The sequence below is a fragment of the Gelatiniphilus marinus genome, from assembly GCF_042684345.1.
In the GTDB taxonomy this organism is placed as follows: domain Bacteria; phylum Bacteroidota; class Bacteroidia; order Flavobacteriales; family Flavobacteriaceae; genus Gelatiniphilus; species Gelatiniphilus marinus.
In genome coordinates this window covers 195829-210791 of the sequence record NZ_JBHULK010000005.1, presented here as the reverse complement: position 1 = coordinate 210791, position 14963 = coordinate 195829, and the positions used below count along the sequence as shown (strand labels likewise).

At 37.9% G+C, this 14963-nt stretch carries 13 protein-coding genes and 1 riboswitch; all 13 genes read right to left on the bottom strand.

Going from position 1 to position 14963, the window contains the following annotated elements; genetic code table 11:
* Positions 1-16: 16 nt before the first annotated feature.
* Positions 17-2689 carry a methionine synthase gene (gene metH / locus ACFSQS_RS12880; protein ID WP_388019600.1) on the bottom strand — a complete coding sequence of 891 codons (2673 nt, stop codon included), beginning with the start codon at positions 2687-2689 and terminating at the stop codon, positions 17-19.
* Positions 2690-2745: 56 nt separating this feature from the next.
* The gene (locus tag ACFSQS_RS12875) at positions 2746-3771 is read right to left on the bottom strand and encodes a homocysteine S-methyltransferase family protein (protein WP_388019597.1); all 1026 of its coding nucleotides are present in this window, start codon (positions 3769-3771) and stop codon (positions 2746-2748) included.
* Between the two features lie 111 nt (positions 3772-3882).
* Positions 3883-4000, bottom strand: a riboswitch (SAM riboswitch).
* 79 nt (positions 4001-4079) lie between these two features.
* Positions 4080-4973: a metallophosphoesterase gene (locus tag ACFSQS_RS12870; protein WP_388019594.1), complete on the bottom strand. Its 894-nt coding sequence runs from the start codon at positions 4971-4973 to the stop codon at positions 4080-4082.
* A 41-nt stretch (positions 4974-5014) separates the two neighbouring features.
* A complete protein-coding gene (cysM, locus tag ACFSQS_RS12865; RefSeq protein WP_388019591.1) occupies positions 5015-5905 on the bottom strand; it encodes a cysteine synthase CysM in 891 nt (296 codons plus the stop codon).
* Positions 5892-6650 (bottom strand): serine O-acetyltransferase EpsC, encoded by a 759-nt coding sequence (gene epsC, locus ACFSQS_RS12860; RefSeq protein WP_388019588.1) that lies wholly within the window; start codon positions 6648-6650, stop codon positions 5892-5894. The genes cysM and epsC overlap by 14 nt, the downstream gene beginning before the upstream one ends.
* 12 nt (positions 6651-6662) lie before the next feature.
* Positions 6663-7718 carry an NAD(P)/FAD-dependent oxidoreductase gene (locus ACFSQS_RS12855; protein WP_388019585.1) on the bottom strand — a complete coding sequence of 352 codons (1056 nt, stop codon included), beginning with the start codon at positions 7716-7718 and terminating at the stop codon, positions 6663-6665.
* A 1-nt stretch (position 7719) separates the two neighbouring features.
* The gene (locus ACFSQS_RS12850) at positions 7720-8304 is read right to left on the bottom strand and encodes a precorrin-2 dehydrogenase/sirohydrochlorin ferrochelatase family protein (RefSeq protein ID WP_388019582.1); all 585 of its coding nucleotides are present in this window, start codon (positions 8302-8304) and stop codon (positions 7720-7722) included.
* Between the two features lie 4 nt (positions 8305-8308).
* Positions 8309-9127, bottom strand: coding sequence for a uroporphyrinogen-III C-methyltransferase (gene cobA / locus ACFSQS_RS12845; RefSeq protein ID WP_388019579.1), 819 nt, complete (start codon positions 9125-9127; stop codon positions 8309-8311).
* A gap of 59 nt (positions 9128-9186) precedes the next feature.
* The gene (locus tag ACFSQS_RS12840) at positions 9187-11304 is read right to left on the bottom strand and encodes a HEPN domain-containing protein (protein ID WP_388019576.1); all 2118 of its coding nucleotides are present in this window, start codon (positions 11302-11304) and stop codon (positions 9187-9189) included.
* 184 nt (positions 11305-11488) lie between these two features.
* Positions 11489-12736, bottom strand: coding sequence for a sulfate adenylyltransferase subunit 1 (locus ACFSQS_RS12835; RefSeq protein ID WP_388019573.1), 1248 nt, complete (start codon positions 12734-12736; stop codon positions 11489-11491).
* A 172-nt stretch (positions 12737-12908) separates the two neighbouring features.
* Complete coding sequence (gene cysD, locus ACFSQS_RS12830) at positions 12909-13814, bottom strand: sulfate adenylyltransferase subunit CysD (protein WP_388019570.1); 906 nt, start codon at positions 13812-13814, stop codon at positions 12909-12911.
* A 152-nt stretch (positions 13815-13966) separates the two neighbouring features.
* A complete protein-coding gene (locus ACFSQS_RS12825; RefSeq protein ID WP_388019567.1) occupies positions 13967-14602 on the bottom strand; it encodes a phosphoadenosine phosphosulfate reductase domain-containing protein in 636 nt (211 codons plus the stop codon).
* On the bottom strand, positions 14590-14889 hold the full coding sequence (locus ACFSQS_RS12820; protein WP_388019564.1) for a DUF2061 domain-containing protein: 300 nt from the start codon (positions 14887-14889) through the stop codon (positions 14590-14592). The genes ACFSQS_RS12825 and ACFSQS_RS12820 overlap by 13 nt, the downstream gene beginning before the upstream one ends.
* Between the last annotated feature and the right edge of the window lie 74 nt (positions 14890-14963).

Sequence of the window (14963 nt, the reverse complement as noted above, 5' to 3'; positions counted from 1 at the left end):
GTTAGGTGGGCCTTTTTTATTCCGCCAAATTAGCGTGCAGCCATTTTCTAGCTTTGGCTTTTGTTATGCCTTTGCGTGTTGCATAATCGGTTACTTGGTCATCGGTAATTTTGCCCAAACCAAAATATTTAGCTTCAGGGTTTGCAAAATAATATCCTGAAACCGCTGCCGCTGGCCACATAGCTAAACTTTCGGTTAATTTTACGCCTATTAATTTTTCAACATCCAACAATTTCCAAATGGTTTCTTTTTCCAAATGGTCTGGGCACGCCGGATATCCTGGTGCCGGACGAATGCCTTTATAGCTTTCTTTAATTAAATCGTCGTTGCTCAAATCTTCATCAGCCGCATAGCCCCAATGTTTGGTGCGTACTTGTTTGTGCAAATATTCGGCAAGAGCTTCGGCAAACCTATCGGCAATCGCTTGCGCCATAATCGCATTGTAATCATCGTCTTTGGCTTTGTAACTATCGGCCAATTCTTGAGCGCCAAAAACACCCACGCAAAAGGCGCCCATATAATCTGTTTTACCGGTTTGTTTTGGTAAAATAAAATCTGCAAGGGCGTGGTTTGGAATCCCTTCTCGCTTTTTTAATTGCTGGCGCAGGGTTCTAAAAACGGCAATTTCTTTTCCTTTTTTCAGAATAGAAATATCGTCGTCGTTAATTGAATTTGCTTCAAACAAACCAAAAACGGCTTTAGGTTTTAAGAGTTGTTTTGCTATGATTTCCTTAATCATTTGCTGCGCTTCTTCATACATAACTGATGCTTGTTCGCCAACAACATCATCAGTTAAAATAGCTGGGAATTTACCATGCAAATCCCAACTTCTAAAAAACGGGCTCCAATCTATAAACGGTAATAATTCTTTTAAACTCAATTGTTTTAAAATTTGAACGCCCATTTCGTTGGGTTTCACGATTTCAGATGTTTCCCAATCTATTTTATATTTTCTGTTTCTAGCCTCACTAATTGAAATATAAGATTTCTCTTTACCGCGTTTTAAAAACTTGGTTCGGAATTCATCATAATCCGCTTTCATTTTAGCAACATACGCATTTGATGTTTTCTTATTTAATAAATCGCCAACAACGGTTACCGCTCGCGAGGCATCATTTACGTGTACCACGGCATTTTTGTACTGTGTATCAATTTTAACCGCGGTGTGCGCTTTTGAGGTTGTTGCACCACCTATAAGCAAAGGCAACTCGAATTCCTGACGTTGCATTTCTTTGGCCAAATACACCATTTCGTCTAGCGAAGGCGTAATCAATCCCGATAATCCAATGGCATCAACACGTTCTTTAATGGCGGTTTCAATAATTTTTTCTGGCGGAACCATTACACCTAAATCTACAATTTCGTAGTTATTACAGGCTAAAACGACACTTACAATATTTTTTCCAATATCGTGTACATCGCCTTTAACGGTTGCCATTAATATTTTGCCAACAGGCTCTTGTTTATCGGTTTTTTCGGCTTCAATAAAGGGGTTTAAATAGGCTACGGCTTTCTTCATTACACGCGCCGATTTTACCACTTGCGGCAAAAACATTTTACCTGCGCCAAACAAATCGCCAACCACGTTCATCCCTATCATTAAATGCCCTTCAATAACATCAATGGGCTTATTGGCCTGTTGTCTTGCTTGTTCAATATCTTCAATAATAAAAGCATCGATACCTTTAACCAAGGCATGTGTAATTCTATCTTGCAATGGATTTTCGCGCCAAGACAAATCGACTGTTTTTTCGGCTTTTGTGCCTTTAACGGTTTCGGCAAATTCCAATAAGCGTTCGGTAGCATCATCGCGTCTATCCAACATCACATCTTCAACATGCTCTAATAAATCCTTCGGAATATCATCGTAAACCTCTAACATCGCTGGGTTTACAATGCCCATATTCATACCGGCTTGAATGGCGTGATATAAAAACACGGAGTGCATGGCCTCGCGAACGCCATTATTGCCCCTAAACGAAAACGACACGTTACTCACACCCCCGCTTACAGAAACATTTGGTAAATTTTCGCGAACCCAACGCGTGGCTTCTATAAAATCGATGGCATTTCTACGATGTTCTTCCATTCCTGTGGCGACAGGAAATATGTTTAAATCGAAAATAATATCTTCTGATGGGAAACCTACTTTGTTAACCAAAACATCGTACGAGCGCTTTGCTATTTCTATTCGGCGCTGGTAATTATCGGCTTGCCCAACTTCATCAAAAGCCATTACAATTACTGCTGCACCGTAGCGTTTAATTTGTTTGGCTTGCCAAATAAAACTGTCTTCGCCTTCTTTAAGTGAAATGGAATTTACCACGCATTTGCCTTGTACCACTTGAAGTCCAGCCTCAATAATTTCCCATTTTGAGCTATCGATCATTATGGGGACTTTGCAGATATCTGGTTCGGCAGCTATAAGATTCAAAAAACGAACCATCGCCTCTTTGCCGTCAATTAAACCATCGTCAAAATTAATATCGATAATTTGTGCGCCGCCATCTACTTGATGGCGTGCAATATCTAAAGCTTCATCAAATTTTTCTTCTTTTATTAGGCGAAGAAATTTTCTTGAACCTGCAACATTAGTTCGCTCTCCTACATTAATGAAGTTGCTATTCTCATTCAGAATTAGAGGTTCTAATCCTGAAAGCTTCATATATTTTGTTTGTTTTATTTTCATTTATTTTACTACTGTTAGACCTGTTTAGGTTTTAAAAACCTGACAGGTCTTTAAACTTAATGTGATGCTAAAACTCCCGAATTTGTTGAAACAGCATGAGGCCGTGGTTTATATTTTGCGGCTAAATTCGCAATAACTCTAATATGCTCTGGGCTTGTGCCACAACATCCACCAATAATATTAATTAAGTTTTTCTTTAAGTATTCTTCAATTTGTTCGCCCATTTCTTCTGGAGTTTCATCGTATTCGCCAAAGGCATTTGGCAAACCTGCATTGGGATGTGCCGAAATAGCAAAGTCTGTTTTATTGGCAATAGCCTCTAAATGCGGTTGTAATAAATTGGCGCCTAAAGCACAGTTAAAACCAATTGATAATAACGGAATATGCGATACCGAAATTAAAAACGCTTCGGCGGTTTGCCCCGATAATGTTCTACCCGAAGCATCTGTAATTGTGCCGCTTAACATTATTGGAATATCTATGTGGCGTTCATCTTTAACTTCTTCAATTGCAAATAAAGCGGCTTTTGCGTTAAGCGTATCAAAAACCGTTTCAACTAATAACAAATCTACTCCGCCATCAATTAAGGCTTCAACTTGTTGCTTGTAAGCGATACGTAATTCATCAAAGGTTACGGCTCTGTATCCTGGGTCGTTAACATCTGGCGACATACTTGCGGTACGGTTAGTTGGCCCTATGGAACCCGCTACAAAACGTGGTTTGTGTGGTTCTTTTGCCGTAAATTCGTCAGCTACTTCTTTGGCTATTTTAGCCGATTGAAAATTCAATTCATACACTAAATCTTCCATTTGATAGTCTGCCATGGCAATGGTAGTTCCTGAAAATGTATTGGTTTCAACAATATCTGCGCCTGCTTCAAAATACTTTCCGTGGATCGTTTTTATAGCTTCTGGCTGGGTAATAGATAACAAATCGTTATTGCCTTGCAATGGTGTTGGGTAGTCTTTAAAGCGTTCGCCCCTAAAATCATCTTCCGTAAATTTATAGGCTTGTAACATCGTACCCATGGCGCCATCTAAAACTAAAATGCGCTCTTGTAAAGCTTGTTGTATGTTTGACATTTTTTTATGTATTTCGAGACCTGATAGAGTAGATACCAAATTAAACTTGGCTCAAGAAACCTAAAAGGTCTATTAATTTTAATGTCATCAAGAAAAGTGGAGGTTTACTTTTCGTTATCTTTCCAATAATAAAAACATAGCTATTGGTAGAATTTAGCACCTTCCCCGAGAAATCGGGAGGTTGCCAAGGCTTCAACGGGTCTATTCCCTCTGCCTTTCTTGATAACATCAATAAGATTATGAACTAAAGGCAAAAGTAACACAATTAACTTTATTTGTTCATTATTTGCAGAGAAAAATAAATTTGATTAGTTAATTTTTAATGCCCTGGTAATCTCTCTTCCATAACCTTTTATAAAAATTGAATCTTTGGTAAACTTTGCAGTAGCAAATGCAGAAGTGTTTTTGGTATCTAACATACCTTTAAATGTAAGATGATGCACGCTGTTTTTTTCAAGATAATCACCATTGTGATTGTGTCCATTAAAATAAAACTTCACATTATCGTAACTATCTATAAGTTGAAGAAACTGTTTGTAGTTCCATAAATTATGAGCGTCTCCATTTCTTCCAGCTGGAAAATGGCAATAAAAGCCAACATATTCATTTTTGTTTTTTGCTTGATTCAATTCTTCTTTAACCCATTGCAATTGGTCTAAACTCAAACCACCATTCCAAGTCTTTAAATTAGGTTCGTCTTCATTTTTAAGAAGCTTAAAAAGTGAGTCTGTTTCTTTTTTCTTTGAATTGGCTATAACGCCATAATAACTAAGATCGTTACCATCCAAAACAATAAAGCGCCAATTGTTTTTTATAAAACTGTAGTACCTATTTTTTAATCCCATTGTTGTTGGAACTAAAGGTTTTAAAGAATCTGAAACGCTAAAATCGTGGTTACCAAGAACATGATATTTTTCAGATTTTAAACTATTCCAAATAGGTAAAACAGAATCGAAACTTTCAAAATTACGATCAATAAAATCTCCTAAATGAATGGTATAATCTAACTCTTTAGTGTTTAATTTTTCTACGGCAGATTTAAATTTGCCAATCGACTGCTTATAAAAGCGATTGCCTTGTGTTTCGCAATTGCAGTATTGACAATCAGCAATAATTCCTATTTCAAAATCGGTGAAAGGGTTGGTTTCAGTTTTTGATTTACAAGCGATTACTAAAATAGCTAAAAAGATTACTTTTTTCATAGAAATTTAACAACCAAAATTTAGAATTGATTACGGTAAATTTACTCAAATAAAGCAGAGGATAAATACCTATCGCCCCTATCGCAAATAATGGCAACTATAACGCCTTCTTCTATTTGTTCTGCTATTTTTAAAGCACAAAACACTGAACCACCACTACTCATACCTGCAAAAACCCCTTCTTGTTTTGCTAAACGTTGAGTTGTAGCTTTGGCTTCTTCTTCTGAAACATCAACAACTACATCTACGTTTTTAAGGTCGAAAAATTTTGGTACATATTCTGGAGACCATTTTCTAATACCCGGAATACTGGAACCATCTGCTGGTTGTGCGCCAACAATTGTAATGTTTTTGTTTTTTTCTTTTAAGTATTTTGAAACCCCCGTAATGGTTCCTGTGGTGCCCATTGCCGAAACGAAATGGGTTACTTTCCCTTGGGTATCTTTCCAGATTTCTGGCCCTGTGGTTTTATAATGCGCTTTCCAGTTGTCATCATTTTCAAACTGATTTAGCAAAGTATATCCTTTTTCATCTCGGAGCTTAAAAGCAAGGTCGCGCGAACCTTCTATACCAATATCTGCTGGGGTTAAAATAACCTCGGCACCATAAGCGCTCATGGTTTTTACGCGTTCTTCAGTGGAGTTTTCAGGCATGATCAAAACCATATTTAAACCCAAAAGTTTTGCGATAAAAGCTAATGCAATTCCTGTATTTCCGCTAGTGGCTTCAACTAAAGTACCGCCTTTTTTTATATCGCCTCGTTTTAAGGCTTCATTTATCATATTAAAAGCGGCACGGTCTTTTACACTTCCGCCGGGGTTTTGGCCTTCTAATTTTAAATAAAGCTTTACGTTTTTATTGTAAACAATATGACTTGCCTCAATTAAAGGCGTATTACCGATTTGATGTAATATGGATTTACCGAATACCATTCTTTTTAGGTCTAATTTTTATTTCCGTTTTGTAGGTTACCAATGAATTTTCTGGAACCGATTGAGTAATCCAAACATTAGCGCCAATGGTACTGTTTGCGCCAATTACTATATCGCCACCCAAAATAGTTGCATTGGCATAAATGGTTACATTTTCTTGAATGGTTGGATGCCGTTTTGTGGCCGCCAGATTTTTATTAACCTGCAAACCGCCAAGCGTAACACCCTGATATATTTTTACGTTTTTTTCGATTATTGAAGTTTCGCCAATAACAATTCCTGTACCGTGATCTACAAAAAACGATTCGCCAATAGTAGCCCCGGGATGAATATCGATACCTGTTATGCCATGTACATATTCGCTCATCATTCTTGGAATTATAGGCATGTTTAATTTAAACAATTCATGGCTAATCCTGTAAATGGCAATAGCATGAAACCCTGGATAGGCGAGGTAAATTTCTTCTAAACTTTTTGATGCGGGGTCGTTTTTTTCAATAGCTTCGGCATCCAAATCTAGTTTGCGCCTAACCTCGGGCAATGTGCAGTAAAAGGCATCCCATGTGTTTGCTCTGTTTTTTACACAAAATTGTTTGGCAATCTCTAAAAAATCGATTTTTAGTTGTTTCCATTCATTAGTATTTTCTTCTTCAAAAAGCGCATAAAACAAGCGTTTTGTAAAATCTTCTACTCTATCTTTTAGCCTAAGGTTGAAGCATTTAAAAGGTTTTCCAAATAAACTCATAACAATATTGCATTAGGCCTCAATAGCTCTTACAACGGCTTTGGGTGCTTCTTTACGTGTACCATCGAAACCATTAATACCACTTACTGTTGTGTATTTTAAAACGTACTTTTTACCTGGGTTTATAATTCTGTAAGCGGCTTGACACATTAGTGTAGCCTCGTGAAACCCACAAAGAATTAGTTTTAATTTTTCTGGATAGGTATTTACGTCTCCAATGGCAAATATACCGGGAATGTTTGTTTGGTAATTTAAAGTATTATCGACTTTAATTGCATTTTTTTCTATTTCCAGCCCCCAATTTGCTATGGGGCCTAATTTTGGTGATAGCCCGAATAAAGGAATAAAATGATCGGTCTCTAAATGGTGTTCTTCGCCTTCTTTTACTACGGTTACACTTTCAACTTTACCATTGCCATGAATACCTGTAACTTCGGCTGGTGTTATTAAGTTTATTTTCCCGAGAAGTTTTAATTCTCTAACTTTCTCAACAGAATCCAAAGCACCTCTAAACTCGTGTCGCCTATGAATTAAGGTTACCGAAGATGCTACATCGGCCAGAAATATACTCCAATCTAATGCAGAATCGCCACCTCCTGAAATCACTACTTTTTTGTTTCTGTAAATTTCTGGGTCTTTAATAAAATATTCAACGCCTTTATCTTCGTAATCTGCAAGACCTTCTATGGCTGGTTTTCGTGGTTCGAAAGACCCTAATCCGCCAGCAATGGCAACTACGGGCGCATGGTGTTTTGTGCCTTTATTTGTGGTTACTATAAAAGTACCATCGTCTTGTTTTTCTATGGTTTCGGCGCGTTCGCCTAGTGTAAAACCCGGCTCGAATTGCTTACCTTGTTCTAATAGGTTTTTGGTTAAATCGCCTGCCAATATTTCTGGAAATCCGGGAATATCGTAAATTGGTTTTTTAGGGTAAATCTCAGAGCATTGTCCACCGGGTTGCGGCAATGCATCAATAAGATGGCATTTAAGCTTTAATAATCCGGCTTCAAAAACCGTAAACAATCCTGTTGGGCCTGCGCCAATTATAAGTATGTCTGTTTTAATCATTTTATATTTCTTTTTTTGCAATTAATCCTTTAGTAAATTCGTTTAGTGTTTCTACTTTTTGCTCGAAATCTCCTTTTATTGTTTTTCTGTATTCGTTTAAATTTTTAACTAGATCGTCAACATTTTCTGGAATTACGTCTTCAAAAAATTGACGTAATCGTTTGGCTGTTGTTGGCGACTTTCCGTTTGTGGAAATAGCTACTTTAACATTGCCTTTTGTTACAATGCCGCCCATATAAAAATCGCAGTACGGCGGATTATCGGCAACGTTTACCAAAATACTTCTTTTTCTGCAATGCTTGTAAATTTTTACGTTTACCTTGGGCGCATCGGTTGTTGCTACAACCATGTGCTTTCCTTTTAAATAACGCTTATTGTATTTATCGTTTATAAGCGTAACGTTTCCTTTTTTAGACAAAGATAAAGTATCTTCTCTAAACATTGGCGATACTATTGTTACACAAGCATCTGGACTGGATTTTAACAGGAAACTTAATTTTTCCTCGGCTACATAACCACCACCAACTATAAGTATATTTAGGTTTTTGGCCTTTAAAAAAATGGGATATAGGTTATTTCGTTCCATTAGGTTATACTGTTGCAAAATCTTTAAAAATTGAGTTTAAAACCACGCGCTCTTTCACTACATCGCCAATAACTATAATTGCCGGAGAAGACAATTGCTTTTCTGCAACAATTTTTTGAATAGTACTAATGGTGCCTATGCCACATTTTTCGTTTTGAGTTGTCCCGTTTTGAATAACGGCTATGGCCGTATCTTGTTTGTTTTCTGCTGAAAAAACGGCAACTATTTCATGAAGCTTACCCATGCCCATTAAAATTACAACGGTTGCTGTCGATTTTGCCGCCAATGCCACATCGTTGGATAATTTATGCGCTTTTGTGGTGCCAGTTATTACCCAAAAACTTTCTGAAGCGCCTCGTTTTGTTAACGGAATACCTTGATAGGCCGGCACCGCTATGGCCGATGTTATTCCGGGCACAACTTGCGTTTCAAGTCCAAATTGTCTGGCATACTCTATTTCCTCGGCACCTCTTCCAAAGATAAAAGGATCGCCCCCTTTTAAACGCACAACATGCCCATGAGACTTTGCCCTGCTTACAATAAGCTGGTTAATTTGCTCTTGTTGGTAACTGTAACAGCCTTTGCGTTTGCCCACGTAAATAAGCTCTGCTTTAACTGATGCGTATTTAAGCAACTCTTCATTAATAAGCGCATCATATAAAATTACATTGGCAGATTTAATGGCTTTAATAGCTTTTAGCGTAATTAATTCTGTATCGCCTGGCCCTGCGCCAACAACAGTTAATTGCCCGCTAAACAGCCCCCTAGACCCCAAAGGGGAAATTGGGTTCTCTATGTTGTTATTAGCGTTTTTCTTATTCATTTTTTAAAACCTCATCAAAGATGAGTGCTATTTATTCGCTCCCATTCTAGAAAAAAACATTAAACTGTCGCTTTTCCTCCTTTGGTGGCAAGAGCGTTTTCTGCGTTTCTATAGGCTCTTACTTTTTGTAAAAACTCACTTGCATTTTCAATATATTTTGAAGCAAACTCTTTTGTTGGTGCGTACTTTTTAATTTGATAAATCAATTCTGAAAAAGATACGCCCAAATCAATTCTTCCGCTTGCAACAAACAATTCATCAAACTGACTAATGATTCCTGCTTGTGTATTTGTCTTTTTATTTTCGGCTAACAATAACGCTTTCGCGGAATTTACCAAAGAACTATAAGCATGATAAATGGCACTTGAATACACGTTGTTATTGAATGATTCGTGGGCATTTTCAATTTTTTCTTCGCTTTCTAAAAACAAAGTTGCTATTAAATCGATAACTACGCCGGCACATTCGCCAATGCCAATTTCCTTAACGTATTTTTCTTCTTCGCCCCAATCGATAAAATCGTCTTGGGTTAAATTGGTAACGTCTGAAAGATCGGTTAAAAAGTCATAAAAATACTTTTCGCCTTTTTCTTTATAATATGCTGCAAATGGTTTTCCGTTGGCGTTGGCTTCAAAATCGTTTAAAATCCTGCGCAACGCTTCTGGACCTCTTTTACTTGGTACTTTTACCACTTTATCTGCAAAAGTTGCATTGCCGTTACCTAAATTAGTGCCTCCTAACAATACCTGTAACGCGGGTGCCACTAATTTATCTGGCGTTCTAACAGACATCCCTTGGAAACCAATATGTGCCATATTGTGCTGCCCGCAGGCATTCATACAGCCACTAATTTTAATCACTAAATCTTCGTTTTTTAAATACTGCGGATATTCTGTTTTTATAACGCGCTCTAGCTCATCGGCAATTCCGGTACTGCTCGCTATGCCTAGGTTACAGGTATCTGTACCCGGGCAAGCTGTAATATCTACGGCTTTATTATAGCCGGCTTCAACAAAGCCCAATTTTTTTAATTCTTGGTAGAAAAACGGCACCAATTCTTCTTTAACAAAAGGTATAACTATGTTTTGGCGCAGTGTTAATCGTAATTCGCCAGCGGCATAGTTTTCAACTAAATCTGCCAACAATCTGGCTTTATCTGTGTAAAAATCGCCCAACAACACTTTAATGCCAATAGCTACAAAACCGTCTTGTTTTTGTGGAATGAGGTTTGTGGATTTCCAAGTTTCAAAAGCATTTTGGTCTTTAATTTCAACTTGCGGAATATCTTTTACTTCAACAGGTTTTGAGTACCGATAAGCATCGGCATCGATGGCAACCGATTTAAATTCAATGGCGTTTTGCTCTTCTTCAACTAAGGCTTTAAAGGCCTCTAGCCCGATGTCTTTTATTAAGAATTTCATTCGAGCTTTGGCGCGACTTTTACGTTCTCCGTGGCGATCAAAAATTCTTAAAACACCTTCCATTACCGGAATAATTTTATCGGTTTGTAAAAACTCATACAACACATCGGCATGACGAGGTTGCGAACCCAAACCGCCACCAATCATCACTTTAAAACCTCGAATACCATTTTCAATTTTCGCAATAAAACCTAAATCGTGCATGTACGAGAGTCCGGTATCTTCATCGGAAGCCGAGAACGAGACCTTAAATTTCCGTCCCATTTCTTGGCAGATTGGGTTGCGCAAAAAGAAACGAAATAAAGCATCGGCATACGGCGATACATCAAACGGTTCGTTAATGTCTATGCCAGCCGTTTCGCTTGCGGTTACGTTACGAACTGTGTTTCCGCAGGCTTCGCGCAGGGTAACATCGTCGCGTTCTAATTCTGCCCAAAGTTCTGGTGTTCTGTTTAAATCGACATAATGGATTTGAATATCTTGACGGGTGGTTATATGTAATCTTCCTCTTGAATATTCGTCTGAAACATCAGAAATTCTGCGTAGTTGATTGCTTAAAACCTTTCCGTAGGGTAATTTAATACGAATCATTTGCACGCCTTCTTGACGCTGTCCGTAAACACCGCGTGCCAAACGCAGGCTTCTAAATTTTTCTTCGTCAACCTTTCCGTTGTTAAAAAGTTCGATTTTATTGGCTAATTCAATAATATCTTTTTCAACTACTGGATTTTCTATTTCTGTTCTAAAACTTTGCATAAAAAAGCCCCTGCTAACCTCCCCAAAGGGAGAGGAATTCTTACTCGGGCAGAGCAAGAATATTGTTATTAAAAAAGCCTCTCCTAACCTCCCCCAAAGGGGAAGGGATTATTACTCGTAAAGAGCATCTATATTTATTATTTTTTTACAAACCTGCTGGTTTCCCCTTTGGGGTTAAGGGCTTTTACTGAATAAAACCTGCACCAACGGTATTATTGGTTTGGGAATCGATGATTATAAACGACCCATTTGTTCTATGGTTTTTAAACTGATCGTAAAAAATGGGCTTGTTTAGTTTAAAGGTTACCGAAGCTATATCGTTAACATTTAACCCAGAGACATTGGTTTCTATGCCCGAATAATCTGGGTTTATTTTATGGTGAATGGCGCCAACTTTGGCCAGTACTTTATTAACACCATGCTGGACCACGTATTTTTTTCCTGTAGTTAACTGGGAGGAATCCATCCAACACACATTTGCGGTAAACTGTTTTTCTATGGTTGGCAAATCGTTTTCTTTAACAATCATATCGCCACGACTTACATTTATATCGTCTTCTAAAGTAATGGTAACCGATGAGCGCCTAGAAGCGGTTTCGTATTTTTCATCGTAGAAATAAATGTCTTTTATCTTCGATTTTGTTTGCGATGGCAAAACGACAATGTGGTCTCCAACGCTTAAATTTCCGCCATAGACTTTTCCTGCATAGCCTCTAAAATCATGAAATTCCTCGGTTTTTGGCCGGATAACGTATTGTACTGGGAAACGTGGTGTACCAACGTTAAAAACATCTTTTTTATCCAACTGCTCTAAATGCTCTAACAAGGCCTCGCCTTTGTACCAAGGCATGTTTTCAGATTTATTTACCACGTTATCACCTTTTAAAGCGCTAACAGGAATGAATGTTATTTTTTGATCTTGGTAATCGCGTTTGCCCATAAGTTCAGAAAAATCGGCTTTTATTTTATTGTAAACCTCTTCTGAATAATCTACCAGATCCATCTTGTTAATGGCCACGACCACATCTTTAATTCTGAGCAGGTTATTGATAAAGAAATGGCGATTGGTTTGCTCGATAACCCCTTTTCTGGCATCGATTAAAATGATGGATGCCTGCGATGTTGAAGCGCCAGTAACCATGTTTCGGGTATATTCAACATGCCCCGGCGTATCGGCAATAATGTAGCTTTTTTTTGCGGTTGAAAAATAGATGTGTGCCACATCAATGGTGATGCCTTGTTCTCTTTCGGCCACCAAACCATCGGTTGCCAATGAAAAATCTAAATAATCGTAACCGCGTTGTTTACTGGTTTTTTCGATGGCCTCTAATTTATCTGTGGTTAACGATTTTGTATCGTAAAGAATGCGACCAATTAAGGTGCTTTTTCCGTCATCTACACTTCCTGCTGTTGCAATTTTTAATACTTCCATTACTCTACCCAACCCTCTCCAAAGGAGCGGGAGTTCTTTACGGGTTATATTTTAAAATTTGTTTTAATTCTTTTGTTTTTTATACCTACTCGCGAAGCTTTGGGTTTTAAAACCTAATTTGTATTCTTTTAAAAAGATTTCCGCCTTTGCGGAAATGACAAAAGTTGGTGTTTTAAAAATACCCTTGTTGTTTACGTTTTTCCATGGCGGCTTCAGAGCGTTTATCGTCTATACGTGCGCCGCGTTCAGAAATGGTGCTTTCCCTAATTTCCTGTACTACGGTTTTAATATCGGCTGCATCCGATAAAACTGCTGCTGTGCAACTCATATCGCCAACGGTTCTAAACCTTACCATACGTTCTACGACCTCTTCATTTTCGTCTCTAAAAACCACGTCGTCGTCTGCAGACCAGATTAATCCGTCGCGTAAAAAAGTAGCTCTGGTGTGCGCGAAATAAATGGATGGAATTTCGATATTTTCTTTTTCGATGTAAGACCAAACATCTAACTCTGTCCAGTTTGAAATGGGAAATACGCGTACGTTTTGCCCGTGTTCGATATCGCCATTAAGCATATCGAATAATTCGGGGCGCTGGTTTTTTTCGTCCCATTGCCCAAAATCGTCTCTTACAGAAAAAATGCGTTCTTTGGCTCTTGCTTTTTCCTCATCACGTCGTGCACCACCAATACAAGCATCGAATTTAAACTCTTCGATAGCATCTAAAAGCGTGGTGGTTTGCAGCATGTTTCGGCTGGCGTAACGCCCGGACTCTTCTTTTACCTTGCCTTCATCAATAGAATCTTGTACGTTTCTAACTATCAATTCTAAACCTAATTCTTTAACCAAACGGTCTCTAAACTCAATAGTTTCCGGGAAGTTGTGCCCCGTATCGATATGCATTAAAGGAAACGGTATTTTTGCTGGGTAAAACGCCTTAAGGGCCAACCTAACTAGGGTAATTGAATCCTTGCCTCCTGAAAACAGCAAAACGGGATTATCGAATTGTGCTGCTACTTCTCTCATTATATAAATGGCTTCGTTTTCAAGCGAATTTATATGCGATGTGTTTTTATTCATAAAAATGCCCCTCCTAACCTCCCCAAACAGGGAGGAACTCTTACTCGGGCGGTGTAAAAGTTTTGTTGTTATACTTTTTTTTTCACTTGCGTGAAATTATTATTATTTATATTTATTTTCTGCCAACTGCTTACTAACCACTGCCTACTCATTTATGCATGCAATCCGCACTCTCTATTCTCTAATGCTTTGGTTGGGTCGAAATATTTAAACTCGTTTGGCAGTTGGTGTTGGTTTAAATAGGTGTCTAGTTCTTTATCGGACCAATAGTAAAACGGACTCACTTTTAACACGCCATCTTTACTTAAACTAAAAATGCCTATGCTGTTTCTAAACGCAGTTTGTCCTTGGCGCAGATTTGTAAACCAAACGTTTGGTTTGTGCTCGTCCATGGCGCGCTTAAAAGGCTCTAGCTTAACTTGTTCTGTAAACAATGTGTGCTCTGGTGCATCTATACTTGGGATTCCCATAACCACATCGCGATGTGCCGATGTTTGCTTTGGTACATATAAAAACACATTTAAGTTTAAATCTTTTATAACTTGTTCTGCATGTTTATATGTTTGCGGTGTGTTGTAGCCTGTATCGCACCAAACTACCGGAATATTGGATTCTACTTTGCTTACCGCATGTAAAATTGCCGCTTCGTAAGGTCTAAAATTCGTAGTTACAACCGCTTTGCTGTTTATTTCGAAAGCTTTTTTAATAATTTCTGCAGGCGATGCCTCTTTTAATGTATTATTTAAAACTTCTATTTGATTTTGGTTAACCATAATTATTTTCCCCATTTTATTTTATTCCATGCTCTTTCGTGTAAGAAATACAATATCATTTTCGATGCAAATTCTACTGATGCAATAGCGGCTGCTGTTGAAATCTCGCCTACAATAATCCAAGACAAGATAAGCGTATCTAAAGTACCTATAATCCTCCAACTTATTGTTTTTACTAAACTGCGCTTCACTTTTTCGGCAGATTGCGCTTCTGCATTAGGTGCTTTTTTTCCAGATGGACCATTAACATCAATAACCTTTGACTCTTTATTACTTCTGTTAAAAACAGCATCGATAATCATAATTTTTCGGTTTTATTATTAACCCTATCAATTTAGTAGGGAATACAAAAGTAAAATTTATTTTTACAAGTAAA

Coding starts and splice junctions, on each gene's coding strand:
- ACFSQS_RS12850 (WP_388019582.1), bottom strand. CDS start 8,304: ATGGAACGAAATAACCTATATCCCATTTTTTTAAAGGCCAAAAACCTA.
- epsC (WP_388019588.1), bottom strand. CDS start 6,650: ATGAGTTTATTTGGAAAACCTTTTAAATGCTTCAACCTTAGGCTAAAA.
- ACFSQS_RS12825 (WP_388019567.1), bottom strand. CDS start 14,602: ATGGGGAAAATAATTATGGTTAACCAAAATCAAATAGAAGTTTTAAAT.
- ACFSQS_RS12820 (WP_388019564.1), bottom strand. CDS start 14,889: ATGATTATCGATGCTGTTTTTAACAGAAGTAATAAAGAGTCAAAGGTT.
- cobA (WP_388019579.1), bottom strand. CDS start 9,127: ATGAATAAGAAAAACGCTAATAACAACATAGAGAACCCAATTTCCCCT.
- ACFSQS_RS12835 (WP_388019573.1), bottom strand. CDS start 12,736: ATGGAAGTATTAAAAATTGCAACAGCAGGAAGTGTAGATGACGGAAAA.
- ACFSQS_RS12855 (WP_388019585.1), bottom strand. CDS start 7,718: ATGATTAAAACAGACATACTTATAATTGGCGCAGGCCCAACAGGATTG.
- cysD (WP_388019570.1), bottom strand. CDS start 13,814: ATGAATAAAAACACATCGCATATAAATTCGCTTGAAAACGAAGCCATT.
- ACFSQS_RS12875 (WP_388019597.1), bottom strand. CDS start 3,771: ATGTCAAACATACAACAAGCTTTACAAGAGCGCATTTTAGTTTTAGAT.
- cysM (WP_388019591.1), bottom strand. CDS start 5,905: ATGGTATTCGGTAAATCCATATTACATCAAATCGGTAATACGCCTTTA.
- ACFSQS_RS12840 (WP_388019576.1), bottom strand. CDS start 11,304: ATGCAAAGTTTTAGAACAGAAATAGAAAATCCAGTAGTTGAAAAAGAT.
- ACFSQS_RS12870 (WP_388019594.1), bottom strand. CDS start 4,973: ATGAAAAAAGTAATCTTTTTAGCTATTTTAGTAATCGCTTGTAAATCA.
- metH (WP_388019600.1), bottom strand. CDS start 2,689: ATGAAAATAAAACAAACAAAATATATGAAGCTTTCAGGATTAGAACCT.